We start from the raw sequence: 23,131 nt of genomic DNA on the forward strand, positions 1-23,131 counted from the left end.
AGACGAACCCCAGGCGCACGCACCGGCACCCACGCAAGCACCTGCACCCACTCCACGCCACCGCACCCGAGAATTGGAGCCACTGTGTCGACGGCACCCGAGGTCGCCACGCACGTCCCGCACGACAAGCACGCCCCGCACGACACACACACCCCGCACGCCACAACCACCGAACGATCCAACCCCGTAGTAGGAGCGGCCACTTCACTCCTCGCCGCCTACACCCCGGCCGCCAGATTCCTGGCGACCCCGACCCGCACCCTGCTCACCGGCACCGACGTCCACGCGGAAGTGCCACACAACGACAGACCGTTGCCGCACCGCGTCACCGCCACGCTCGCCGAAGCGCGCCGCGCGGGGATGGCCGAGCCGTACGTCATCGGCGCGGTCCCCTTCGACCACACCGCACCCGCCGCCCTCGCGGTCCCCGAAACCCTCCGCACCGCACCCCCGCTCGCGGCCGACCCGCTGATCGCCCTGCCCACGGAGACCGCGGACGCCACCGGCTGGCGGATCCGCCCGGTGCCGGCCCCCGAGGAGTACGGCGCCGGCGTGGCCGCCGCCGTGGAGCGCATGTGGCGCGGCGACTTCAGCAAGGTCGTCCTCGCCCGCACCCTCGAACTCACCGCGCCCGCCCCGCTGGATCTCCCCGCGATGCTCCAGCGCCTGGCCCGCCGCGACCCCTCCGGCTACACCTTCGCGCTGCCGACGGCTCCCGGCCGTACCCTCATCGGCGCCAGCCCCGAGCTGCTCGTCTCGCGCCACGGCGACCACGTCGTCGCGAACCCCCTCGCGGGTTCGACGCCCCGCAGCGACGACCTCGCCGAGGACGTGCGCCGCGCGGCCGCGCTCCTGGAGTCGGCGAAGGACCTGCACGAACACTCCGTCGTGGTGGACGGCGTACACCAAGCGCTCGCGTCCTTCTGCACGGACCTGACCGTCCCGCCCCGCCCCACCCTCGTCCGCACGGCGACGATGTGGCACCTGTCCACGACGGTGACCGGTACCCTCACCGACCCCGACGCGTCCGCCCTCGAACTGGCCTGCGCCCTGCACCCCACTCCGGCGGTGTGCGGCACGCCGACGGCGACGGCGCGCGAGGTGATCCGCGAGACGGAACCGTTCGACCGCGGCTTCTTCACGGGCGTGGTCGGCTGGGGCGACGCGAACGGCGACGGCGAGTGGGTCGTCACGATCCGCTGCGCGGAGGCCGAGGAACGCAGTCTCCGGCTGTACGCGGGAGCGGGCGTGGTCGCCGCGTCGGACCCGGCGGCGGAGACGGCGGAGACGGGCGCGAAGTTCCGTACGTTCTTGAACGCGGTGGGGGCAGAGCTGTGACCACAAAGCCGAGCACACAGGACGCACCGAGCACACAGGACGCACCGGTCACACAGAACACACCGGCCACACAGAACACACCAGAGGCACCGGACGCCCCCACCTGGCCGCCCGAGTTCGCGGAGCGCTACCGCGCCGCGGGCTGGTGGCGCGGCGAGACCTTCGGCCAGATGCTGCGCGACCGCGCGGCGGCACACCCGGACCGGGTGGCGATCGTGGACCCGGGCCCGAAGCAGAGCCGCCCGCCCACGCGTCGCTGGACGTACGGGGAACTGGACCGCCGGGCCGACCGGCTGGCCGCGGGCCTGCTCGCCCGGGGCATCGCCAAGGGCGACAAGGTGGTCGTCCAACTCCCCAACATCGCCGAGTTCTTCGAGACGATTTTCGCGCTGTTCCGCATCGGCGCACTCCCGGTCTTCGCGCTGCCCGCGCACCGTGAGACGGAGATCCGCTACTTCTGCGAGTTCACCGAGGCGGTCGCGTACGTCATCCCGCAGCAGCTGGGCGGCTTCGACTACCGCGGCCTGGCGGCCAAGCTGGTCGACGAGGTTCCCACGCTGCGGCACGTGTTCGTGGCGGAGGGCGACGCGGGCCCGTTCGAGGCACTGTCGAATGTCCCCACCGACCCGACCGGGATCCCCGCCTCGCCGGCCCCGTCCGACCTGGCGTTCCTCCAACTCTCCGGCGGCAGTACGGGCGTCCCGAAGCTGATCCCGCGCACGCACGACGACTACATCTACTCGCTGCGCGGCTCGAACGAGATCTGCGCGGTCGACGAGGACAGCGTCTACCTCGTCGCGCTCCCCGCGGCCCACAACTTCCCGCTCTCCTCGCCGGGTTCGCTGGGCGCGCTGTACGCGGGCGCCCGCGTCGTCCTCTGCCCGCAGCCCAGCCCCGAGACCGCCTTCCCCCTCATCGAGTCGGAGGGCGTCACGATCACGGGCCTCGTCCCGCCGCTCGCCCTGCTCTGGACGGAGGCGGCGCCGACCACGGCGTACGACTTGAGCAGCCTGGACGTACTCCTGGTGGGCGGTGCGAAGTTCAGCGAGGAGGCGGCGCGCCGGGTGAAGCCGGCCCTGAACTGCACGTTGCAGCAGGTCTTCGGCATGGCGGAGGGCCTGGTCAACTACACGCGCCTGGACGACGATCCGGAGACGATCGTCACCACACAGGGCCGGCCGATCTCGCCGGACGACGAGATCCGCGTGGTCGACGACGAGGACAACGACCTGCCGACGGGCGGGACGGGCCACCTCCTCACCCGCGGCCCGTACACGATCCGCGGCTACTGGAAGGCCCCCGAGCACAATGCCCGCTCCTTCACTGCGGACGGCTTCTACCGCACGGGCGACGTCGTACGCCTCACCGGGACCGGCCACATCGTCGTCGAGGGCCGGGCGAAGGACCAGATCAACCGGGGCGGCGAGAAGATCGCGGCCGAGGAGGTCGAGAACCACCTCCTCGCCCACCCGTCCGTGCACGACGCGAACGTGGTCGCGGAGCCGGACGCGTACCTGGGCGAACGGACGTGCGCGTACGTCATCCTGCGCGCGGGCGCCGAGCCCGTGAAGCCGGCGGCGATCAGGAAGTTCGTACGCGAGAGGGGCCTGGCGGCGTACAAGGTGCCGGACCGCGTCGAGTTCGTGGAGGTCTTCCCGCAGACGGGAGTAGGCAAGATCTCCAAAAAAGCACTACGAGCAGCAACGCTCCAGTAGAAACCCCAGAAATCCCCCTCTCCCCTCCCCACCCCTCCCTTCCCCTCCCCTCTGAACGGAACAGCCCACCCCCATGGCCCTCCCCGCCATCCCCCCGTACCCGATGCCGTCGGCGGACGAGCTGCCGGCGAACCGCGTCGACTGGCAGGTCGACCCGTCCCGCGCCGTCCTCCTCGTACACGACCTGCAGAACTACTTCCTCTCGGCGTACGACCGCATGGCACCCCCCGTACCGCAACTCCTGTCCCACGTGGCAGAGCTGAAGAAGACGGCGAACCGCCTCGACATCCCGGTCATCCACACCGCCCAGCCCGGTGGCCAGAGCCCCGCCGAACGTGGCCTCCAGCAGGACTTCTGGGGCCCCGGCCTGCCCGACGACGCCCACGCGGCGGCGATCGCCCCCGAGATCGGCCCGGCCCCCGCCGAGACGGTCCTCACCAAGTGGAAGTACAGCGGATTCGTCCGCACGGACCTCCTGGAACGCCTCCGTGAACAGGGCCGCGACCAGCTGGTCATCACCGGCGTCTACGCCCACATCGGCGTCCTGATGACGGCGTGCGACGCGTGGATGCAGGACATTCAGGCGTTCGTGGTGGCCGACGCGGTCGCGGACTTCTCTGCGGACGACCACGCGACGGCGCTGCGCTGGGCGGCGGGAAAGTGCGCGGTGGTGACGACAACGGAGAAGGTGTTCGGCTCCTAAGACCCCCAAGACCCTAAGACCCCAAAGGCCCCATCAGACACTCAAGGACGAACACAGTCACGAGAAGCCCCCTCCCTCTCCCCACCATCGAGGGCGTCGGTGAGCTGATTGAGCCGGAGCCGCAGGTCCCGCACCTCGTCGAGCGAAAGTCCGGTCGACTCGGCGATGGCGCGGGGCACGGCGCGGGCCCGCTCCCGCAGCGCGCGCCCCTCCTCGGTGAGCCGCACGGCGACGGACCGCTCGTCCTCGGCACTGCGCCGCCGCTCCACGTGCCCGGCGGCCTCCAGCCGCTTGAGCAGCGGCGAAAGGGTGCCCGAGTCGAGCCGCAGCCGCTCGCCGATCTTCTTGACGGGAAGCTCGCCGTGCTCCCAGAGGACGAGCATGACGAGGTACTGGGGATAGGTGAGCCCCAGATCCTTCAGCGCGGTGCGGTAGACGCTGTTGAAGGCGCGCGCGGCGGCGTGCAACGAGAAGCAGATCTGATCATCGAGCCGAAGAAAATCCTCGCGTTCCATACCCCGATCGTACAACAGCACCCAATCAAGTTGCACACAACTTAATGGCGTGCAATGCTTATGCCGTGGCTCGCACCCCGAGCCCGACGACCGACGCGACGACGATCACGAGGACGGAACACTCATGGACGCGCTGTACACGGCAGTAGCTACCGCCAACGGCCGCGAGGGCCGCGCCGTCAGCTCCGACGGCCAGATCGACCTGCCGCTCGGCTTCCCGAAGGCGCTGGGCGGCAACGACAAGGGCACCAACCCCGAGCAGCTCTTCGCCGCGGGCTACGCGGCCTGCTTCGCGAGCGCGATGGGCAGCATCGCGCGCCAGGAGAAGATCGACGTGTCGGACGTCTCGGTGACCGCCGAGGTCAGCATCGGCAAGGACACGGACGGCGGCTTCGGCCTCGCCGTGGTCATGCGCGCCGAACTCCCCGACCACCTGCAGGGCCCCGCCGGCGAGGACCTCCTCAAGAAGACCCACGCGTACTGCCCCTACTCCAAGGCGACCCGCGGCAACATCCCGGTAGAACTCGTCATCGAGTAACCCATACGCGTCAAGGCCCCCACCCGGGCACCCGGCGGGCACCCGGCCCCAACCCCCCACCCCCGAATTGACCACCCGCTACACTGACGGCGGCACAGCAGTACACGCGACTGCGGCCACCCCGCCTTCGTAGCTCAGGGGATAGAGCACCGCTCTCCTAAAGCGGGTGTCGCAGGTTCGAATCCTGCCGGGGGCACAACGCATTACCGCTCTGACCTGGGGTTTCTCCCCAGGAAGGGCTCCCGCTCGGCCTCGGACGTCTCGTCCGGGGCCGTTTGCGTGAGCAGATGAGGAGCACAGTGTCCGGGAGGTGCTTCATGGTGGCCGAGATGGTGGTCCCGGCATGGATGCATAAGCAGTTCACGGCGGAGGATTACGCGTCCTGGTCCGAGGAGCAGTGCGCCGGCATTGAGATAGTGGACGGCATGGTCGTCGTGAATCCGAGCGCGTCCAAGCGGCACAACCGTCTGGCCCGGATTCTGGCGAACGCCCTGGATGCCGCCGCGAGCCCGGAGTGGAACGCCGACACCGGCTTCGACATCCGACTTCAGGACGCCCCGCTCACCAATCGCCGCCCGGACGTCGTCGTGTACCGCGCGGACACGATCGACATCGGCCCCACCCGCCCCGAGCACGTGCTGCTGGTCGCGGAGGTGGTGTCGCCGGGCTCGGAGACCACCGACCGGATCGTGAAGGTCGACCAGTACGCCAAGGCAGGCATCGCCTTCTACTGGCGGATCGAGCAGGCCGCGACAGGTGTTCCCCTCGTGTACACCTACGTTCTCGACCCCGCGACGAAGACCTACCGGGACGGAGACGTGTTCACCGGCGTCCTCAAGGCTCTGGCCCCCTTTCCGATAGAGACCGACCTCAGCCGGATCTGACGACGCGCCGCCCAGTTGTCCGGCCGCGCGTGAGCGATGCGTGAGCGGTCGCAAGGGCGAAGCCGGTCCCTCACCACTGGCGGCGCATCGTCGCCTTTTCGCCTGTCACCAGCGTGGCCGGGGGCACGTCCTCCGTGACGACCGCGCCGGCGGCGATCACCGCGTCGCGGCCGATGGTGACGCCGGGGAGGATCGTCGCGCCGGCGCCGATCCAGACGTTCTCGGCGATGTCGATCGGGCCGCCGGTCAGCCAGCTGCGGCGGTCCTCGGAGTCGACCGGGTGGCCGACGGTGATGAAGGTGGCCCTGGGGCCGATCATCACGCGTTCGGCGAGGTGGATGCCGGCGTAGTCCAGGAACGTGCAGTTCTGGTTGATGAAGACGCGTTCCGCGAGGTCCAGGTTGAGGCCGTGGTCCGTGTAGAAGGGCGGGTAGATCGTGGTTCTCGGTGGGAGGGGCTTGCCGAGGATCTGGCGGAACAGGGCGGCCTTTCCTGTCTCGTCGTCGAAGGGGAGGACGTTCAGGCGTGAGGTGAGTTCGGTGGCGCGCAGGACCCTCTCGGACATGGCCTGGAACTCGGGGCTGTGGATCCGCATGAGGGGGTTACTGGGCATGCCTGTGTCCTTCCGTTCTGTGCGGGCTTGCCCAGGACGGGTGCCACGTCGGTTCGGGGAGGGCCGGGAGGGTTTCCAGGTGGGTGAGGAGGGGGTGGAGGCCCGGGTGCGGGGTCGTGGTGGGGAGGAGGAGGGAGAGCGGGTAGGCGAGGGTCGGGTTGGTGATCGGGATGCGGCGCAGGTCGTGGGTCGGCGGCCAGGTGTAGCGGTCGCGGGCACCGACCAGCGTGGCCACGTCCGCGGAGTCCGCCAGGGTGTCCAGGAGGACGTCGTCTCCGAAGTGCGGGCCCGCCGCGTCGACGCGCAGGTCGAACTCGGTGACCAGTTCGTCGTAGAAGTCCGCCCACTCGCTTCCGGGCGCGATGCCCGGCACCCAGATCCGGTGCCCGCGCAGCTGTCGTGGCGTCAGGCTCCGTGCGGCCAGCGGATGTCGCGGGCCTACGAGGAGTTCCAGCGGGGAGTCGAACGCGTGGATCATCCGTACGCCGGGCGGCAGTGCGGCCGGGTCGGTGACCGTACGGAACGAGGCGTCGATGTCGCCCGCCCCGACCGCGACGGCCGCCGCGCGGGGGTCGGTGGTGCGGAGGGTCACCACGTCCAGGTCGGTCCCGGGGCGCGACCGCCAGTACTCGTGCAGGACGACCGCCTGCGCGCTGCGCAGGCCGAGAACGTCGACGCGCAGGGCCCGCGAGCCGGGCCTGACGGCGGCAACGGCGCGCTCGACGCCCGCGACGATGCTCCGGGCGTGGGGGAGGAACGCCTGACCGTCGAGCGTCGGCTCGACCCCTCGGGCGGTACGGGCGAAGAGACGGACCCCGAGTTCGCGCTCCAGGGCCGCGATCCGCTTGGAGACGGCCTGCTGCGTCACGCCCAGCTCGTCGGCCGCGCGCTGCAGCCGGCCGAGCTCGGCCGCCCGGACGAAGGTCCGCAGTGCCTCGGTGTCCACGTGGTTCACCCTAGGCATGCACAACCGGTCGTTGTGGCCGGCTGAGTAGGGGTTGTGGCGGGCGGGGGAGGCGGGAGGTGGCGGTTACCGTTCCGGACGCGGGCCCCGGAGCCGTCGGCGCTCGGAGTGGCTGTCGGTCGGGGGTTTCGTGGTTCCTGCCTTCAGCTGGGACCGGAGTTCGTCTATCTCCCGCTGCATCGATTTCAGCTGCCCGTACGTCTCGAAGAGGTAGCGGACCTTGGTGCGCAGGGTCAGGGGGTCGATGGGTTTGAGGGCCACGTCGGCCACGCCCAGGTGGAACGCCGCGGCGGCCGTCTCGCGGCTCACGTCGAAGCCGGTCAGCAGGATGATGGGGATGGAACGCGTCTGCTCCAGACGGCGTACGTAGCGCGCGACGTCGAGGCCGCTCACGCCCGGCATGCGCACGTCGAGCAGGATGAGCCCGACGTTGCCCCGCAGGATCACCCGGAGCGCGTCGTCGCCGTTGGAGACGCTCACCAGCGGGTACCCGAGAGGGCCCAACGCGCTCTCCAACGCGAACAGAGTGTCCCTGTGGTCGTCGACGACCAGGATCACGGAGTTGGTCAGCATGGACTGAGGCCCCCCTATGTCAGTAACCACGCTATGCCGACGCCGAGTTGTGTATCCCGTGTGTCTGCACACGGGCAATACCTAAGTTCATAGCCGCAGTATCAGCAGCAACAGAGAAAAAAGCTCCCCCTTAGGATCGCAGCGGCCGTTCGGATGATTTGGGGCTTGAGGGGATTGCTTCCCGCCACATTGCGGGGAAGCCCGTAATGTCCCCTTTCATTCCTCTCAGAGAGGCCACACATGCGTATCCGCACTGCTGTCGCTGCCACCGCCCTTGCCGCCTTCGCCGTCCTGGGTGGCGCGGGAGCCGCCGCCGCCAACGACGATGACGGCAACTACGGCATCGGCAACGACGACACCCTGGTCACCAGCGTCGTCGAGAACTCCGAGGTCGAGTTCGGCGACCTGGTGATGGACTAGGGCTTGCCCTAGTCACGACCCAAGGGCCCCCTCCGGCGCGAGCGCCGGGAGGGGGCCTTGTCACGTCCCTGCCCGGATGCCCCACGGGTGCCCATGGATGCCCCACGGGTGCCCATGGATGCCCCATGGATGCCCCATGGGCTGAACCGGACTGGCCGAAAACGTGCGGGCATCGTGCCTCGCCCGTTCGTTGGCCTGAGGGCGTCAGCGTCGAGGAGGTACCGCCATGCGCATTCCTGGGCCCGAGTGGTGTGACGACGGTGGGGCCGGGGCCATCGCGGCCGCCGGGGGGCTTCACCTCTACCAGTTGCGGCTCCACGCCGAGTACGGACCCGTGGTGCGGTTCCAGCTGCCGGGGGTGGGGGCCGCCGTCTCCGTCGCCGATCCGGTGCTGCTGGAGGCCACCGCCCGGATCGACGAGCGGCCCGCGCCGTTGTTCGAGTTCCTGGCGCCCTTGTGCGAGGCCGGGAACCTTCAGGTCATCGGGGCCGAGGAACACGGGCCCTGGCGGCGCGTGCTGTTGGAGGTGTTCGCCGGGCGGCCCTCGCACGAGCGGCACTTCAAGGAGTTCGTCTCGCTGGTGGAGGGGCTCGCCGGTCAATGGGCGGAGAGGGGCGCGGGTGGCGGGGCGTCCGTCGCGCTGCAGGAGGATCTGACCGCGCTGTCGCTGCGGATGATCTGTGCGTACGCGCTGGGGGCGGGGGCAGCGGGCGCCGGTGGAGGGCTTGTCGAACCGGCCAAGGTCGTGCAGGCGTTCGAGGACGTACTCACCGAGCACCTCGGGCGGATCTACCGCGTCGCCGGGGAAGGGGACGGGGATGGAGAAGGGGACGGGGACGGGGACGGGGTCGAGCGGAAGGAGGGCGCGGCGCGGGCCGAGCGCGCGCTGGCGTACCTGCGTGACACCGTCGATCGCGTCGTCGCCACGCATCAGGACGGCGGCGGGAGGCGTCGTGCCTCAAGTGCACGAAGCGCACCGAGCGCACCGAGCGCACCGAGTGACCGCAGCGACCCCGGCGACCGGGGCGACCCCCGCGACCGGAGCGATCTCATCCGCGCCCTCATAGACGCCGGCACACCCCCCGCCCGCATCCGCGACACCGTCATGGTGACCCTGCTAGCCGCCCACCACACCACCGGAGTCGCCGTCTCCTGGACGCTGTACCTGCTGGGGCACCACCCGGAGATCGCCGAGCGCGTCGCCGAGGAACTGGACCGTGTCCTCGGTGACCGGTCCGCGCCCGACTACGCCGACCTGCGGCGGCTCACGTATCTGGACATGGTCCTGAAGGAGTCGATGCGGCTCTATCCACCCGGGCCGTACGGCGCCCGGGAGGCCACCGAAGCGCTGCGTCTCGGCGAGTACGAGATCCCGGCCGGGACCACCCTCTTCTACCCCTTCTGGGCCGTGCACATGAACCCGGACCACTGGCCCGAGCCCGAGAGGTTCGACCCCGAGCGGTTCACCCCGGAAGCGGTGGCGGAGCGGGCGCGGCTGGCCTACATCCCGTTCGGGATCGGGCCGCGCAGCTGTGAGGGCGCCGGGCTCGCCATGGTCGAGGCCGAGCTGGTCCTCGCCGTCCTGCTCAAGCGGTTCCGGTTCCGGCTCGCTCCGGGGCACGAGGTGACGCCCGTCGAACGGTTCGTGCTGTGGGCCGCCGACGACATCCGCATGACCGTGACCCCGCGATGACCGTGACCCCGCGATGACCGTGACTCCGCGAGGTCGCTGACGGGCGGGTGGCGTGGCCGGTTCAGCCGAGCCGCGCCCCGTACACGTGGTCGACCGTCATCGTCATGAGCACCCGGCGGTCGGCCACCATCGTCGCGCGGTACTCGTCCCAGTCGGGGTGCTCCCCGGCCGCGACGCGGTAGTAGCGCACCAGCGCCTCCACCTCGGGCCCTTCCGGGTCGGTGCCCGGGCCCGTGAGGGTCGCCGTGCCCTCGGCGGTGGCCCAGGACCGGCCGTCGGGGGCGGTGACCTCCAGCGTGGCCCGCGGGTCCCTGCGCAGGTTCGCCGTCTTCGCCCGGCCCTCCGTCATCGATACGTGGAGGACCCCCGCCTCCCTGTCGTAGAAGGGCATCACGGGCGAGAGCTGCGGGCGGCCGTCCGCCTTGATCGTGGCGAGTACGCCGAGCCGCGACTCGGCGAGCAACGCGCGCGGGTCGAAGGCGGGGGCGGAGGCAGGGGTGGGGGTCTCGGACATGGTGGGTCTCCCAGGGGGCGTGGTGACGTGACAGGGCACAGGCACGGCACCGAAGCGCCGCATCAACAGCAATCCATCACCGCGATCACTAATTCCCGTACGTGGCGCGCCCTTTGACGTTGCCCCTTTGCCCCGTCGACCCGTCGCCCCGTCGACGCTCGCCCCACGAGCCCCGCCGTCACCGGCAGCACCCCCGCGCCCTATCCTGCCCGCCGGACCGACGACATCACCGCATCACCACGGGACCGGGGGAACCATGACCACCACCGAGGCCACCCCCGGGGACACACCCCCGGCCCCGGCCACCCCCGCCCCCTCCCCCCTCCGCCTCCCCGCCTTCCGCCGCTTCCTCCTCGCGCAGGTCGTCTCCGCCGCCGGCTCCGCGATGGCCCCGCTCGCCCTCGCGTATGCCGTGATCGGCGCGGGCGGCGGGGCCGGGGCGCTCGGTCTCGTGCTGGCCACCAACACCGTGCCGACCGTGGTCTTCCTGCTCGTCGGCGGTGTCCTCGCCGACCGGCTGTCGCGCAGCCGGCTGCTGTTCCTCGGCAATCTCCTCGCGGCGGCCGCGCAGGGCGCCCTCGCCCTCGTCGTGGGCAGCGGGCACGCGCACACCGGCGCGATCGCCGCCTGCGGCTTCGTCTCGGGGGTGGCGGTGGCGTTCACCACGCCCGCCGCGCAGGGCGTGGTGACGCGGCTCGTCGCGCCGGACCAGTTGCAGCGGGCCAACGCCCTGCTGCGGCTGCCCACCAACGCCGTCAAGGTGGCAGGACCGGTGGCCGGCGGGCTGGTCGTCGCGGTGAGCGGGCCGGCCTGGGCGCTCGGCTTCGACGCGCTCACGTTCGCCGTCGCCGCGCTGCTGCTGCTCGGGCTGCGGCTCGGGGCCCCCGACACGAAGGTCGGGGCCGGGGCGCTCGCCGATCTGCGGGAGGGCTGGGCGGGCTTCTGGTCGCGGACCTGGCTGTGGACGTACACGGCCGCGGGGACGGTGCTCGTCGCCGCCTGGCTGGCGGGCTACCAGCTGCTCGGGCCCGTCGTCGCCGAGCAGGAGTACGAGGGGGCACGCACCTGGGGGTTCATCCAGGGCGCGTTCTCGCTGGGGCTCCTCGCGGGGGCCGTGGTGTGTCTGCGGTGGCGGCCGGACCGGCTGCTCACCGTGGCCGTCGGCGCCAGTTCGGGGCTCGCGCTGCCGCTGGCGGGGCTCGCGTTCGGTCTGCCGCTGCCCTGGCTGCTGCTCTCCGCCGTGCTCGCGGGCATCGCCCTGGATGTCGCGGGCGTCACCTGGGTGACGGCGTTCCAGCAGCACGTGCCGGACGCGGAGTTGGGCAGGATGAGCTCCTTCAACCAGGTCGGCGAGCGGCTCGCGATCCCGCTCGGCTATCTCGTCGTCGCGCTCGTCTCGCCGGTGTTCGCCGTGCGGTCCGTGCTCCTGGTCTGTACGGGGATCATCGTCGCCGCCACGCTCCTCAACCTGTGCGTACGGGACGTCCACCGCATCAGGCGCGTGCGGTAGCAGACCCGGACACGCACCAGGCACATGCGGTACCGGGACAGGACGGTACACAAACAGCCGGGCCGGTCGGTTGATGCTCTCGCGCTATCACCGAATGGCATCGGTCCGAACGCGCCCACGCTCCCGATACTCGTCCCGACCGGAGGCCGCACCCGCAGGCCTCCATCCCGGAAGGGACACACCCCCATGAACAGAAGCAGAACCGGTCTCCTCGCCACCCTCGGCGCCGCCGCCCTCGTGGCCTCCCTCGCCGCCGCCCCCACCGCCCTCGCGGCCCCCGCCCCCGAGACGGTCAAGCCCACCTCCGCGTACGCCCTCTCCACGTACGTGGGTTCGGCCGAGGACCAGGCCGCCAACCGCCAGTTCTTCGAGGCCGTCATGAAGTCGGCGCTGAAGAGGCAGGCGGCGGAGCCGGGCATCCAGGCCGTCACCGTCCGGTACAGCACGAGCCGGGCGCCGAGTTTCCGCAGCCAGATAGCCCAGAGCACCCGGATATGGAACTCCTCGGTCAGCAACGTGCAGTTGCAGGAGACCACGTCGGGCGCCGACTTCGAGTACCGCGAGGGCAATGACTCGCGCGGCTCGTACGCCTACACCGACGGGCGCGGGCACGGCTACATCTTCCTGGACTACCGGCAGAACCAGCAGTACAACTCCACGCGCGTGACGTCCCACGAGACGGGTCACGTGCTCGGTCTGCCCGACAACTACCGGGGCCCGTGCAGCGAGCTGATGTCCGGCGGCGGACCCGGCCCGTCCTGCACCAACGCGACCCCGAACGCCACGGAGCGCCAGCGGGTCAACTCCCTCTGGGCGCGCGGCATCGCCACCCTCCAGGACAAGGGGAACCTGACGAAGGTCCGCTGACCGCGTCCGCCTCCCCGCGGCCGACTGTTACGTACCGCAAACAGGCTCCGGGCCAACCCGGCCGCGTGCGGCGCACTCTCCCCCGGCATGGGGACACATGCTCAGGGGAAGAAGTCGCGCCGCCGCGGCCGGCGGCGGCTCGTGGACTACCCGCGCACCGGCCGGAGCGGCGCCCGCCGCTGGCTCCCTTCGTGGCGCCAACTCCTTTGTCTCTCCGCTCTGTTCGTTACCTCCGTCGCCGTGCTCTTCATCTGCGTGTACGTCAGCGTGGACATTCCCGACGAGAACGCGGCGGCCCGCCGCGAGGCCAACGTCTACTACTGGTCCGACGGCACCCAGATGGTCAGCACGGGCGAGGTCAACCGGCAGAACGTGGAGCTGGACCAGATCGCGCCGTCCGCCGTCGACGCGGTCATCGCCGCCGAGAACGAGACCTTCTACGAGGACTCCGGCGTCTCCCCCAAGGGCCTGGCCCGCGCCGTCGTCAACATGGTGCGCGGCAAGGAGACGCAGGGCGGCTCCACCATCACCCAGCAGTACGTGAAGAACACCTACCTCTCGCAGGACCAGACGGTCACGCGGAAGGTGAAGGAGTTCGTGATCGCGCTGAAGGTGGATCGGGTGAAGAAGAAGGAGGAGATCCTCAAGGGGTATCTGAACTCCAGCTGGTTCGGGCGGGGGGCCAACGGGATCGAGGCCGCCGCCCACGCCTACTACGGCATCCCCGCCAAGAAGCTCGACCCCAGCCAGGGCGCACTCCTCGCCGCGCTCCTGAAGGGCGCCGAGCTGTACGACCCGTCGGTCGGCGCCGCCAACCACGAGCGGGCGCGGCAGCGCTGGGCGTGGATCCTCGACCGGCAGGTAGACGTCGGTCTGATGAGCAAGAAGGAGCGGGCGAAGTACCGCACCTTCCCCGAGCCGCGCCGCCAGTCGCGTTCCACCAGCCTCGGCGGCCAGACCGGCTACCTCGTCGACGTCGCGAACCGGTACGTCAAGCAGCACACCGGCCTCACCGACGAGGAGCTGGCCCGCGGCGGCCACCAGATCCACACCACCTTCGACAAGGACGAGGTGCGCCGCCTGGAGCGGGCCGTGCGGCGCGTCCTCGACCGCGACCTCGATCCGAAGCGGCGCCCGGCCGACCGGCACGTGCAGGTCGGCGCCGCGTCCGTGCGGCCCTCCGACGGGGCGGTCGTCGCGCTGTACGGCGGGCCCGACGCGACCGAGCACTTCACCAACAACGCCGACACGTCGGGGGTGCCGGTGGGCTCGGCGTTCAAGCCGTTCGTGCTGGCCGCCGCGTTGCAGCACGGGGTGGCGGCGCCAAATGCCCCGACGGTCGCGGAGGCTCAACTCAAGGGCCGGGTGCCCGGCGTGCGGCAGAGCGTCCTCGCCGACAGCCGTTACGCCGCCGACGGCACCCTGCACCCGGCCGCCGGGCTTCCCGACCCCGACCGCCCCACGCTCCGCGAGGCGCTGGTGTCGGGCGGCAACGCCACGTACGTACGCCTCGGCGGGGACGTGGGCCGGGACACGGTCCGGCGGACGGCCGTCGCCGCCGGGCTGCTGCGTCAGAGCATGGCCCGCCTGGAGCCGACGTTCTCCATCGGCACGTCGACGCCGAGCGCGATCCGGATGGCGTCCGCGTACGGGACGTTCGCGAACGACGGCGTGCGGCGCGACCCCTACTCCGTGACGAAGGTCGTGAAGGACGGCGAGGAACTGCCCGGTCTGGCCCCGCCGGCGTCCCGGCGCGCGCTGGACCCGCAGGTGGCGCAGGAGGTCACCGACGCGCTGCGGACGGGCGGCGGCAAGCTGGGGCTGAAGGTCGCGGCGGGCCGCACCGGCGACCAGGACCGCCTCAGGTCGGCGTGGTTCACGGGTTTCACCGAGGACCTGTCGACGGCGGTGACGATGTTCCGGGTGCGCCCCGGGGAGCCGCGGCTGCTGCCGATGTCGGGCGTCGGCGGTAAGGAGTCGCAGCGCGGCAGTGTTCTTCCGCCGCGGATCTGGCGGGAGTACCGGCAGTAGCCGGCGGGCAACTGGCGCGCGCTCCGTTCGCGCTCCGCGCGTGCGCGGTCCCCCCACTACCTCCCCATGCAGCCCAGGAGTCATCGGCGTGCACCGCGCCTATTCTGAGGAAGCATGGAGGGGGATGCGGTATCCGCCGACGACGGGGTGGATTCGCCGCTCGACCATTCGAGTTGGCGGGTCAGGCTGCGGCAGTGGGCGGCCTCGGGCAGCGGTGACGTGCTGGGCGCCGGGGTGCTGTTCGGCACCGACCGGGTGCTCACCTGCGCCCATGTGATCCGCGACCCGGCGACGGGGCTGCGGCCCGACCGCGTGCGGGTCGAGTTCCCGCTGCTCCAGGGCCTGGCGAGGACCCCGCACCGCACCGCGACCGTGGAGGCCGGGCACTGGGTGCCCTCCTTCGGCAAGGCGCAGGGCGACCTCGCGGTGCTCGTCCTGGACACGCCGGCGCCCGTGCCCTCGCCGGTCACCCTGCACCGCACGCTCGACTACCGGGGCGCGACGGTCCTCATCGACGGGTTCCCCGAGTACCAGTCGGGTGGTCAGTGGCTCACCGGGGCCTGCCGGGGGCCCGGCGGGCAGGGTGACGAGCGGGTGCAGATCGACCTCACGGGAGCCGGGGCGGGGGCCGGGTCCGGGCAGCGGCTGCGGGGCGGGTTCAGCGGGGCGGGCGTGCGGGAGGAGGGCACGGACCGGCTGCTCGGCATCCTGGCGCAGGCCGACGAGCGCGGCGAGCACGGGTACATGATCCCGGCGGCGACGGTCGCGAAGTACTTCCGGCGGTTCGCCGAGCGGTACGTGACCGGGCCGCACGCCATCCCCGGCCACCGCGTCGTCTCGGCGGACGCGGCCCGCACGGCCCGCCCGCACGGCCTGCAGCGCACCGTCACCCGCTGGCTGAACGGCGACGCGGACGCCTGGGACACCGAGGTCCTCTTCATCGCCGAGGACGACGACCGGGCACGGCAGGCCCTGTACGTCGTCCTGAACATGGCCGACCGGGAGCGATCACCCCAACTGGCCGTACGGCCGGTGGAGTTGGGCGCCGGAGGTGACTCTCTCCTGTCGCGGGCCGGCATCGCGCCCCAGGTCGGCAGCATCGGGCTCGTCCTCGACCTGGAGGGCGCCGCCCTGGAGGACCCCGGCCAGCCGGAGCTGCGCGAGGCACTCGCCGTACTGCGGCACGAGCTGCGGCACGCGGCACACCGGCACATGGCCCCGCGGCGCCCCGCCGTCGCCGTGCTCTACGCCGACCGGTCCGCCACCGAACCGGCCGCCGCGGCCCGGGTACTCGGCGACCTGGCCGACTCCGGCGCCCGGCTGCTGCTCGTGGTGCGCTCCAGCACGCACGGCTTCACCTACGCCCTCGCGGAGAAGCTGCTGCCCGCCGAGCGCGCCGCGCAGTGGCTGCAGCGGATCGGCAGCCGCGTCGACGCCCTCGCCGACACCGAGCGCAGCGCCCGGCGCCTCTTCCACCGCGTCGAGCCGCACGTCGTCGACCCGCCGGTCGCCACCGGGTACGCCGCGCGGGCCGCGCTGTGGACGGTGCAGCTCAGCAACGAACTGCGGCCGCTGACCGGGCGCGGCGGTCCGCGGCTCCTGGAGAAGCTGTCGTACGCCGAACAGGCCGTGGACACCTACCTGTTGCGGGCCGAGCGGGCCGAGAGCGAGCTGCGCGGCGTACTGGACGAGCACCTGCGGCTGCGCGGGCTGCTCAGGGACCATCTGGCACGGCTCGCCCGGCGCGGCCTCGCCGAGCACCCCGACGCCGTCGGCCCCTACCGTGAGGCGCAGCGGCTCCTGATGGCGGGGCCCTGCCCGCTGGCCGACGCCGAACGGGCGGTGACGGCGTTCGCGCGGGTGGTACGGCGCCTCGCCGAGGCGGACGGTGACGCGTGACGCCGGTCAGGTCCTGCCCGCATCCCGGCTGCGCGGGCACCGTCACGCCGACCGGGTACTGCCTGGCCAGCGGCGAGCGCGTCGACCCGGACACGGGCCTGCACTCGTCCCCCGTGCCGCAGCCCCGCCCGGCGCCGCGCCCGTCCTCGCACCCGGCGCCGCTCCCGCCCGCGGAGCGGGAGCCGGCCGGGAGCGGCGCCGGGGCCGACGAGTCCTCCCAGGAGTGGATCGTCGACCCGGGCGTCGCCGCGCCCCCGCCGCGCCCCGCCCGCGTGGTCCTGCCGCCGGAGCACCCCGACCCCACGGTCCTGCCGGAGATCACCCTCCTGGACCGGGCGGACAGCGCGGACGGTGCCGACGGCGCGAACGGTGCGGACGGCACGGACACGGCCGCCCTCAGCGGGCTTCCGCTGCCGCCCGGCACGCTGCTCGCCGGGCAGTACCGCCTCGTGCGGCCGCTCGGCTACGGCGGGATGGGCGAGGTCTGCCTCGCCCACGACACCAAGGTCGACGACCGCGCCGTCGCCGTGAAGATGCTGCACGCCGAGCTCGCCGCGGACTCGTACAGCCTCCTCAGGGGCGAACGCAAAGAACTGGTCGAGCTCAACCACGACGGGTTCATCCGCGTGTTCAACTACGGGCACCACGCGGGGGTGGGGGACTTCCTCGTCCTCCAGTACGTCGACGGGCTCAACCTCGAAGAGGTGCGGGCCCGCGCGCACGAGCACCCCGAGGAGTTCGGGCGCGAACGCTTCCTGGAGTTCGTGCTCGCGTACGGCGTGCGGATCCTGGCCGCGCTCGCCCATCTGCACGCCCCCGAGCGCGGCAAGGTGTACGGCGACCTGAAGCCGCCGAACGTCATGCACGACGGCTCCACCACCAAACTCGTCGACGTCGGCAGCGTGCGCCGCGCGGGCGCGCCCGGCCTCACCACCGCCCTCTACCGCGCCCCCAGCGTCGGCCCGCACGGCGAATCGCAGCCGCAGGACGACCTGTTCAGCCTTGGCGAGACGCTGCGCACCCTGTGCGGCCTCGGCGCGACCCGCCACGACCTGGCGGACCTGGCGGCGCTCGACCCGCTGAACGACGCCCCAGGACCCGGCCCGGCCGGGCACCGCACCACCGGGGACCACCGCGGCCTCGGCCTGGTCTCCCTCGCCAGGGCCCTGCGCCGCGCCACCCGTACCGCACGCGCCGGGCGCTTCGCCACGGCCCGCGAGATGGACGAGCAACTGCGCGGCGTCTTCCGGGAGTTGCGGTCCCTGCGGACCGGCGCCGAGACCTTCGAGCCGTCGCCGCTCTTCCTGCAGTCCCCGTACGCGCTCGACGGCGGGCTCGGCGCCGCCCCCGACGTGTCGCACTGGGCGGCCCCGCCGGCCGCGCCCCGGCACCCCGCGCCCGCACCGGCCGAGGTCGCCCGGCGGCTGCCCGTGCCGCGCCCCGACCCGGACGACGACCACCACGGCGAGCTCAGCAGGCTCAGCGACGACGACCCCGAGGCGCTGCTCCAGCACACCGCCGACTGGCGGGACTCCCCCGAGGTGCACCTGCTGCGGTGCAGGCTGCGGCTGCGGGTGGCGCCGCGCACGGACGGCGGGGCGCTCACCGGCGCCGAGACCGCCCTCGCCCTGGCCGAGGACGCCATAGGGCCCGCGCGCGCCCCGTACGACTGGCGGCTCGACTGGCACCGGGGGCTCCTCGCGCTTGCCCGCTCCCGGGTGCCGGAGGCCCGCGGCCACTTCGACCGCGTCTACGCCGCGATCCCCGGCGAGTACGCGCCGAAGCTGGCCCTCGGCCACTGCGCCGAACGCCTCGGGCGCCTCCACGAGGCCCTGGCCTTCTACGAGGCCGTACGGCTGCGCAATCCGTCGCTGGGCAGCGCGGCGTTCGGCGCGGTCCGGGCGCGGCTCGCCCTCGGCGGCCCCGACGCCCTCACCGACGCCATCGCCGCGCTCGACGCGGTGCCCCAGCACTCCCGGCACCGCACCGCCGCCCGCACGGCCGCCGTCCGCATCCGCGTCGACCACGCGCGGGACGCCGACGGCCTGGCCGCCGCGGTGCGCGCGCTGGCCCAGCTCTTCTCCGCGCACGGCCTGACCGACGACCAGTCCCGCGTCCGGATGAAGGCGGAGGTGTGGGGCGCGGCGCACCGCCTCCTGGGCGGGGACACCGGCACCGGTGGCGGGACGGAGCGCGGCGGCCCCCGCATGACCGCCGCCGAGCTGCGCGCCGTCGCCGTCCACGCCGACCCGCTGCTCGAATTCCCCGCGGACGAACGGGCCCTGCGCACCGACCTGTCCCGCTTCTACCGCGGCCTCGCCCACCAGGCCGCCCGGGACGCCCCGGCCGCGGACGACGGCACCGGCATACCGCTCGCCGAGATCCTCCTGGACCGCGCCTACGCGGTACGCCCCTTCGGCTTCCGGCACTCACGATTCGGCAAGGACACCCCATGGCTGGGCAAGAAGATCAGGAACTGGCCGCCTCGGTCGGCCTGGAGGTGAGCCAGGTCGTCGAACTGCCCCGCCCCCGCACCCCGGACGCGGAGGAGGCGGCCCGGATGTACGCCGTCCTCACGGTGAGGGTGCGCAGGCCGGGAGCGGCGAGGGCGCCGGGCGCCGCGACCGTGCGGGATCCGGCGGGCGGCGCGGCGGACGGAACCGGTGCGGGCGGCCCCCGCCTCGCCGAAGTGCTGCTCATCGACCACTCCTCCTCGATGGTGATGCCGCCGAGCCGTCTCGCCGCCGCCCGTGCCGCCGCCGTCAGCGCGCTGGCCCGGATCCCCGACGGTTCGCTGTTCGCGCTGGTCGCGGGGGGTGACAGGACGGCGATGATCTACCCGAGACGGCCCGGCCTGGCCGTCGCGCACGCCGAGTCGCGGGCCGCCGCCGAAGCCGCCCTGCACGACTGCACCCCGGGCGGCGGCACCGCGATGGGCACCTGGCTGGAGCGTGCCCGCCAGCTCTTCCGTGAGCTGCCCGCCCCGGACACCGGCGGTTACGTACGCCACGCGCTGCTGCTCACCGACGGCAAGAACGAACCCGGCTACGAGACGCGCGCGGAGCTGCACGAGCGCGTCGAGCGGTGCGCGCGGGCCTTCGCGTGCGACGTCGTGGGCATCGGGGACGCCTGGGAGACCGAGGAACTCCTGCTCATCGCACGGACGTTGGGGGGCCGGACCCGGGCCGTGGCGGATCTGACGCGGCTGCCGGACGAGCTGGCCTCGCTCACCGGGCGGGCCGCCGAACGCGACGTCACCGGCCTGCGGCTGCGCCTCTACCACCGCGCGGGGGTGCGCCCGCTCTCCTTCGAGCAGGTCCACCCGACGCGGGTCGCGCTCAGCCCCGACCGCGTCGACCTGTCCGGCGTCGGGACGGGCGCGGGCGGTCCTGTCGAGGAGTACGACATCGGCCCGTGCGGCGAGGAGACCCGCGCCTACCTGCTCTGCGTCGGCGTGCCCCACGACCCCGCCGGAACGGGCAAGGAACTCCTCCTGACGGAAGTGGAACTGGACACGGACATCCCGCTGCCCGACGGCATGGAACTCCCGGCCCCCCAGCCCGTGTTGATGCGCTGGACCGACGACGCCGACCTCTACAGCCGGCTGGACCCCCAGGTCGCCCACTACCAGCACGAGGAGGAGCTGCACCGCACCTTCGAGGAGGCCTGCGCCGAGCTGAAGCACGGCAGGCGCGCGACGGCCGAGACGCTGCTCGGCACGGCCTGGCGGCTCGCCGTCGAGACGGGCGACACCGCCATGCAGGACCACCTGCGCCGCCTCGTCCGTGTCCGCGACCCGGCCCGGGGCGCGGTCGAACTCCGTGACCGCATCACGAAGTTCGACGTGGAGGCGGCCCGCATCCAGTCGAGCACCACGGTCCTCCCCGGCGGCCCCCGATGACCACCCCCCTGCGTGCGCTGCGCCGCCACCTGTGGCCCCCGCCGCTCGCCGGACGGCCGCGCAACCGCGGCTACTTGCGGGACCGGCTCATCACGCTGCCGCTGCTCACCGTCGTCGTGGCCGTCACGTTCGGGTGGGCGTACGGGGACGTGCGGACGGGGTCGGCGGAGCTGCGGGACAGCTTCGCGCCCGCGCTCGTCGGGCTCGCCGAGGCCGAGACGTCGCTGCGGATCGCCGACCGCGAGGCCGAGGAGAGCCTGCGCACCGGGGAGGCGGTGCGGCTCGCCGGGCTGAGCAAGCGGTACAGCACGCGCACCACCCGGGCCGTGCAGCGCCTCAACCAGGTGGCCCGCAGCGGCGCCCTGACCACCGCGGAACGCCAGGAGCTCGACGTCGTCTCCGGGCTCGTCGTCGACTACGGCAACTGGATCACGTTCGCGCAGAACAACGTCGGCGACCCCGCGCTGCGCGACGCCGGACTCTCGTACGCCCGCAGCATGCTCTGCTCCACCCCCGTACCGGCCAAGGAAACGGACGCGGACGGCTATCCGCCCTGCCGCCCCGACACCGGCTCGGACTCCGACGCGACGGCGGTCGTGGACCGCATCTCCACCCTGGAGGACCGCCTGCGCGGCAGGCTCGCCGACCGGGCGGCGCTCGGCGGTGGCGTGCTCGCGGCGGGCGCCGTCGCCGCGCTCTCCCTCGTCCTGCTCGCCGTCGGCCTGTGGCGCACCCAGCTGTTCCTGCGCCACCGGCTGCGCCTGCACGTCAGCGTCCCGCTGCTCGCCGCGGCCGTGCCGCTGCTCGCGCTGCCGTTCCTGACGGCCGACGCCGTGCTCGCCCACCGGGCGCAGCAGCGCGTGGTGTCCACGGCGGAGGAGCTGGCCGCCCGTACGTCGCCCGCGGTCGAGTCGACCATCGACGAGCAGCCCTTCGGCGAGCGCCACCCCCTGCTGATCCAGGTCCTGGAGGAACGCGTCCGGCACGACCTGGCCGAGGGCCGCCTCTCCTCGCTGGACGGGGTCGCGCCGTGGGTAGCGCCCACCGGCCTGCTCTGCGCGGCTCTGATGGGCGGCACGCTGTACGCCTACCGCCGCGAGTACGTCCTCATCTCCCGCTCAGGAGCCACCGCATGAGCCGCCGCATGAGCCGCCGCCCGCTCACCGTCTTCCGCGCCTTCCTCGCCGTGTGCCTGCTGGCCGTCACCGCCGGGGCCTGCGGGAGCACGCGGCCCGAGACGCTCGTCGTGCTCGGCCCCTGGACCGGCCCCGAGGGCGACGCGTTCGAGGCGATGCTGCACCGCCTCGACGACGGCACGGGCCGGACGTACACCTACCAGGGGACCCGTTCCCTGCGGGAGACGCTCGTCGCCCAGCTGGAGGCGGGCGACCCGCCGGACGTCGCGATCCTCAACAGCATCGGTGAGCTCACCGAGTACGCCCGCGCCAACCGCCTCACCCCCCTCGACCGCGCCGCCACCGCCCGCGCCTACCCGCCCTGGGCCCCGCGCCTCGACGTGAACGGCATGCGCCGCACCTACTGGGTGCCGCTGAAGGTCGACCTCAAGAGCCTGGTGTGGAGCAAGGAGGGCCGCTCGGCCGCGGCCCCCGAATGGTGCGTGGGCCTCGCCTCGCAGGCCACCTCGGGCTGGCCGGGCACCGACTGGGTCGAGGACATCCTGCTCCACCAGGCGGGCCCGGCGACGTACACGGAATGGGCCGTCGGACGGCTCAGCTGGCGCGATCCGCGGGTCCGCAGGGCGTGGACGACGTGGGCGCAGCTGCTCGGCGACCGCTCCAAGGCGTCCATCGACCGGTCGCTGACCACGTCGTACGTGGGAACGGCCGGCCCGGCGAAGGGCGACGGCAAGGGCGGGGACGGGGGCGGGCCGCGCGGTCTCCTCGACTCCTTCGGGCCCCGCTGCACGCACGAGCACCAGAGCGCCTTCATCCGCTACGTGTACGCGGACGACCGGGTCCGCGTCGATCCCGCGGCGGGCTTCCTCGGCGGCAGGCCCGCGTACGACGGGGCCTACGAGGTGGCGGGCGACATGGCCGCCGTGTTCACCGACGATCCGGCGGCCCGCGCCCTCGTCGACCGCCTGTCGAGCAAGCGGGCCCGCACGCTGTGGCGGGCCGGGGCGGCGGACGAACTGCGGCCGTTCTTCCCCGACGCGACCGACCCCCAGCCGACCGACCCGACCGGGCGCCGCATCGCGGAGATCCTCACCGGCAAGGCCCGCACGCTCTGCTTCGACGCCTCGGACGTGATGCCGCCGGGCGTGCGCGACGCGTTCCACCGGGCCGTCCTGCAGTACTTCAGGCAGCCCTCCGACGACCGTCTCGACGAGCTCCTCGGCCACCTCGACACCGTGCGCACGGAGGCCGCGGCGGACGCGGGCCCCGGACGGCTGCCCGAGTCCGGGATCTGCGCGCCGCCGGGCGGCTGAGAAC

Annotated in this window: 20 protein-coding genes and 1 tRNA gene; 16 read left to right on the forward strand and 5 right to left on the reverse strand. The window is 72.8% G+C overall.

Annotated elements, in window-relative coordinates; all coding sequences use genetic code 11:
* The first annotated feature begins 84 nt into the window (after nt 1-84).
* From dhbC to AB0H82_RS32975, 3 genes are all read left to right on the forward strand, one after another.
* Nucleotides 85-1,338: an isochorismate synthase DhbC gene (gene dhbC, locus AB0H82_RS32965; RefSeq protein WP_362999186.1), complete on the forward strand. Its 1,254-nt coding sequence runs from the start codon at nt 85-87 to the stop codon at nt 1,336-1,338.
* Nucleotides 1,335-3,053: a (2,3-dihydroxybenzoyl)adenylate synthase gene (locus tag AB0H82_RS32970; RefSeq protein ID WP_362999187.1), complete on the forward strand. Its 1,719-nt coding sequence runs from the start codon at nt 1,335-1,337 to the stop codon at nt 3,051-3,053. The genes dhbC and AB0H82_RS32970 overlap by 4 nt, the downstream gene beginning before the upstream one ends.
* 73 nt (nt 3,054-3,126) lie before the next feature.
* Nucleotides 3,127-3,756, forward strand: a complete 630-nt coding sequence (locus AB0H82_RS32975; RefSeq protein ID WP_362999188.1) for an isochorismatase family protein — start codon at nt 3,127-3,129, stop codon at nt 3,754-3,756.
* 41 nt (nt 3,757-3,797) lie between these two features.
* Here the strand turns inward: AB0H82_RS32975 and AB0H82_RS32980 are convergent, their stop codons facing one another.
* Nucleotides 3,798-4,271: a MarR family transcriptional regulator gene (locus tag AB0H82_RS32980; RefSeq protein WP_362999189.1), complete on the reverse strand. Its 474-nt coding sequence runs from the start codon at nt 4,269-4,271 to the stop codon at nt 3,798-3,800.
* A gap of 124 nt (nt 4,272-4,395) precedes the next feature.
* Between AB0H82_RS32980 and AB0H82_RS32985 the strand changes: the two genes are divergently transcribed.
* The 3 genes from AB0H82_RS32985 (at nt 4,396) to AB0H82_RS32995 (ending at nt 5,693) form a co-directional block, all read left to right on the forward strand.
* Nucleotides 4,396-4,809, forward strand: coding sequence for an organic hydroperoxide resistance protein (locus AB0H82_RS32985; RefSeq protein ID WP_362999190.1), 414 nt, complete (start codon nt 4,396-4,398; stop codon nt 4,807-4,809).
* A gap of 123 nt (nt 4,810-4,932) precedes the next feature.
* A tRNA-Arg gene (locus AB0H82_RS32990) sits at nt 4,933-5,005 on the forward strand.
* A gap of 121 nt (nt 5,006-5,126) precedes the next feature.
* Complete coding sequence (locus AB0H82_RS32995; RefSeq protein WP_362999191.1) at nt 5,127-5,693, forward strand: Uma2 family endonuclease; 567 nt, start codon at nt 5,127-5,129, stop codon at nt 5,691-5,693.
* A gap of 70 nt (nt 5,694-5,763) precedes the next feature.
* Here AB0H82_RS32995 and AB0H82_RS33000 read toward each other — a convergent pair whose 3' ends face one another.
* The 3 genes from AB0H82_RS33000 to AB0H82_RS33010 all read right to left on the reverse strand — a co-directional run bounded on the left by AB0H82_RS33000 (nt 5,764) and on the right by AB0H82_RS33010 (nt 7,843).
* The gene (locus AB0H82_RS33000) at nt 5,764-6,306 is read right to left on the reverse strand and encodes a sugar O-acetyltransferase (protein ID WP_362999192.1); all 543 of its coding nucleotides are present in this window, start codon (nt 6,304-6,306) and stop codon (nt 5,764-5,766) included.
* Nucleotides 6,296-7,252 (reverse strand): LysR family transcriptional regulator, encoded by a 957-nt coding sequence (locus AB0H82_RS33005; RefSeq protein ID WP_362999193.1) that lies wholly within the window; start codon nt 7,250-7,252, stop codon nt 6,296-6,298. Before AB0H82_RS33005 ends, AB0H82_RS33000 begins: the two co-directional genes overlap by 11 nt.
* An 84-nt stretch (nt 7,253-7,336) precedes the next feature.
* Nucleotides 7,337-7,843: a response regulator gene (locus AB0H82_RS33010; protein WP_362999194.1), complete on the reverse strand. Its 507-nt coding sequence runs from the start codon at nt 7,841-7,843 to the stop codon at nt 7,337-7,339.
* A gap of 240 nt (nt 7,844-8,083) precedes the next feature.
* Here AB0H82_RS33010 and AB0H82_RS33015 point away from each other — a divergent pair, with 240 nt between their 5' ends.
* Both AB0H82_RS33015 and AB0H82_RS33020 read left to right on the forward strand, forming a co-directional pair.
* Nucleotides 8,084-8,263, forward strand: a complete 180-nt coding sequence (locus AB0H82_RS33015) for a hypothetical protein (protein ID WP_362999195.1) — start codon at nt 8,084-8,086, stop codon at nt 8,261-8,263.
* 226 nt (nt 8,264-8,489) lie between these two features.
* On the forward strand, nt 8,490-9,956 hold the full coding sequence (locus AB0H82_RS33020) for a cytochrome P450 (protein WP_362999196.1): 1,467 nt from the start codon (nt 8,490-8,492) through the stop codon (nt 9,954-9,956).
* A 61-nt stretch (nt 9,957-10,017) separates the two neighbouring features.
* Here AB0H82_RS33020 and AB0H82_RS33025 read toward each other — a convergent pair whose 3' ends face one another.
* The gene (locus AB0H82_RS33025) at nt 10,018-10,470 is read right to left on the reverse strand and encodes a PPOX class F420-dependent oxidoreductase (protein WP_362999197.1); all 453 of its coding nucleotides are present in this window, start codon (nt 10,468-10,470) and stop codon (nt 10,018-10,020) included.
* 256 nt (nt 10,471-10,726) lie between these two features.
* Between AB0H82_RS33025 and AB0H82_RS33030 the strand changes: the two genes are divergently transcribed.
* The 8 genes from AB0H82_RS33030 (at nt 10,727) to AB0H82_RS33065 (ending at nt 23,127) form a co-directional block, all read left to right on the forward strand.
* A complete protein-coding gene (locus AB0H82_RS33030) occupies nt 10,727-11,980 on the forward strand; it encodes an MFS transporter (RefSeq protein WP_362999198.1) in 1,254 nt (417 codons plus the stop codon).
* A 186-nt stretch (nt 11,981-12,166) separates the two neighbouring features.
* Nucleotides 12,167-12,847, forward strand: a complete 681-nt coding sequence (snpA, locus tag AB0H82_RS33035) for a snapalysin (protein WP_362999199.1) — start codon at nt 12,167-12,169, stop codon at nt 12,845-12,847.
* A gap of 87 nt (nt 12,848-12,934) precedes the next feature.
* Nucleotides 12,935-14,878 carry a transglycosylase domain-containing protein gene (locus AB0H82_RS33040; RefSeq protein WP_362999200.1) on the forward strand — a complete coding sequence of 648 codons (1,944 nt, stop codon included), beginning with the start codon at nt 12,935-12,937 and terminating at the stop codon, nt 14,876-14,878.
* 114 nt (nt 14,879-14,992) lie between these two features.
* Nucleotides 14,993-16,777: a trypsin-like peptidase domain-containing protein gene (locus AB0H82_RS33045; protein WP_362999201.1), complete on the forward strand. Its 1,785-nt coding sequence runs from the start codon at nt 14,993-14,995 to the stop codon at nt 16,775-16,777.
* Nucleotides 16,774-19,281, forward strand: a complete 2,508-nt coding sequence (locus AB0H82_RS33050) for a tetratricopeptide repeat protein (RefSeq protein ID WP_362999202.1) — start codon at nt 16,774-16,776, stop codon at nt 19,279-19,281. The genes AB0H82_RS33045 and AB0H82_RS33050 overlap by 4 nt, the downstream gene beginning before the upstream one ends.
* A complete protein-coding gene (locus AB0H82_RS33055) occupies nt 19,230-20,678 on the forward strand; it encodes a vWA domain-containing protein (RefSeq protein ID WP_362999203.1) in 1,449 nt (482 codons plus the stop codon). The genes AB0H82_RS33050 and AB0H82_RS33055 overlap by 52 nt, the downstream gene beginning before the upstream one ends.
* Entirely contained in the window at nt 20,675-21,814 is a 1,140-nt protein-coding gene (locus AB0H82_RS33060; protein WP_362999204.1) for a hypothetical protein, read from the forward strand. Before AB0H82_RS33055 ends, AB0H82_RS33060 begins: the two co-directional genes overlap by 4 nt.
* Complete coding sequence (locus tag AB0H82_RS33065) at nt 21,811-23,127, forward strand: extracellular solute-binding protein (protein WP_362999205.1); 1,317 nt, start codon at nt 21,811-21,813, stop codon at nt 23,125-23,127. The genes AB0H82_RS33060 and AB0H82_RS33065 overlap by 4 nt, the downstream gene beginning before the upstream one ends.
* Nucleotides 23,128-23,131: the final 4 nt, after the last annotated feature.

Source organism: Streptomyces sp. NPDC050732, assembly GCF_040654255.1.
In the GTDB taxonomy this organism is placed as follows: Bacteria; Actinomycetota; Actinomycetes; order Streptomycetales; family Streptomycetaceae; genus Streptomyces.

Excerpts from the sequence above, each read along its gene's own strand:
- AB0H82_RS32975 (WP_362999188.1), top strand. The coding sequence starts at position 3,127 with ATGGCCCTCCCCGCCATCCCCCCGTACCCGATGCCGTCGGCGGACGAG.
- AB0H82_RS32980 (WP_362999189.1), bottom strand. The coding sequence starts at position 4,271 with ATGGAACGCGAGGATTTTCTTCGGCTCGATGATCAGATCTGCTTCTCG.
- AB0H82_RS32985 (WP_362999190.1), top strand. The coding sequence starts at position 4,396 with ATGGACGCGCTGTACACGGCAGTAGCTACCGCCAACGGCCGCGAGGGC.
- AB0H82_RS32995 (WP_362999191.1), top strand. The coding sequence starts at position 5,127 with ATGGTGGCCGAGATGGTGGTCCCGGCATGGATGCATAAGCAGTTCACG.
- AB0H82_RS33000 (WP_362999192.1), bottom strand. The coding sequence starts at position 6,306 with ATGCCCAGTAACCCCCTCATGCGGATCCACAGCCCCGAGTTCCAGGCC.
- AB0H82_RS33010 (WP_362999194.1), bottom strand. The coding sequence starts at position 7,843 with ATGCTGACCAACTCCGTGATCCTGGTCGTCGACGACCACAGGGACACT.
- AB0H82_RS33015 (WP_362999195.1), top strand. The coding sequence starts at position 8,084 with ATGCGTATCCGCACTGCTGTCGCTGCCACCGCCCTTGCCGCCTTCGCC.
- AB0H82_RS33020 (WP_362999196.1), top strand. The coding sequence starts at position 8,490 with ATGCGCATTCCTGGGCCCGAGTGGTGTGACGACGGTGGGGCCGGGGCC.
- AB0H82_RS33025 (WP_362999197.1), bottom strand. The coding sequence starts at position 10,470 with ATGTCCGAGACCCCCACCCCTGCCTCCGCCCCCGCCTTCGACCCGCGC.
- AB0H82_RS33030 (WP_362999198.1), top strand. The coding sequence starts at position 10,727 with ATGACCACCACCGAGGCCACCCCCGGGGACACACCCCCGGCCCCGGCC.
- snpA (WP_362999199.1), top strand. The coding sequence starts at position 12,167 with ATGAACAGAAGCAGAACCGGTCTCCTCGCCACCCTCGGCGCCGCCGCC.
- AB0H82_RS33040 (WP_362999200.1), top strand. The coding sequence starts at position 12,935 with ATGGGGACACATGCTCAGGGGAAGAAGTCGCGCCGCCGCGGCCGGCGG.
- AB0H82_RS33045 (WP_362999201.1), top strand. The coding sequence starts at position 14,993 with ATGGAGGGGGATGCGGTATCCGCCGACGACGGGGTGGATTCGCCGCTC.
- AB0H82_RS33055 (WP_362999203.1), top strand. The coding sequence starts at position 19,230 with ATGGCTGGGCAAGAAGATCAGGAACTGGCCGCCTCGGTCGGCCTGGAG.
- AB0H82_RS33060 (WP_362999204.1), top strand. The coding sequence starts at position 20,675 with ATGACCACCCCCCTGCGTGCGCTGCGCCGCCACCTGTGGCCCCCGCCG.
- AB0H82_RS33065 (WP_362999205.1), top strand. The coding sequence starts at position 21,811 with ATGAGCCGCCGCATGAGCCGCCGCCCGCTCACCGTCTTCCGCGCCTTC.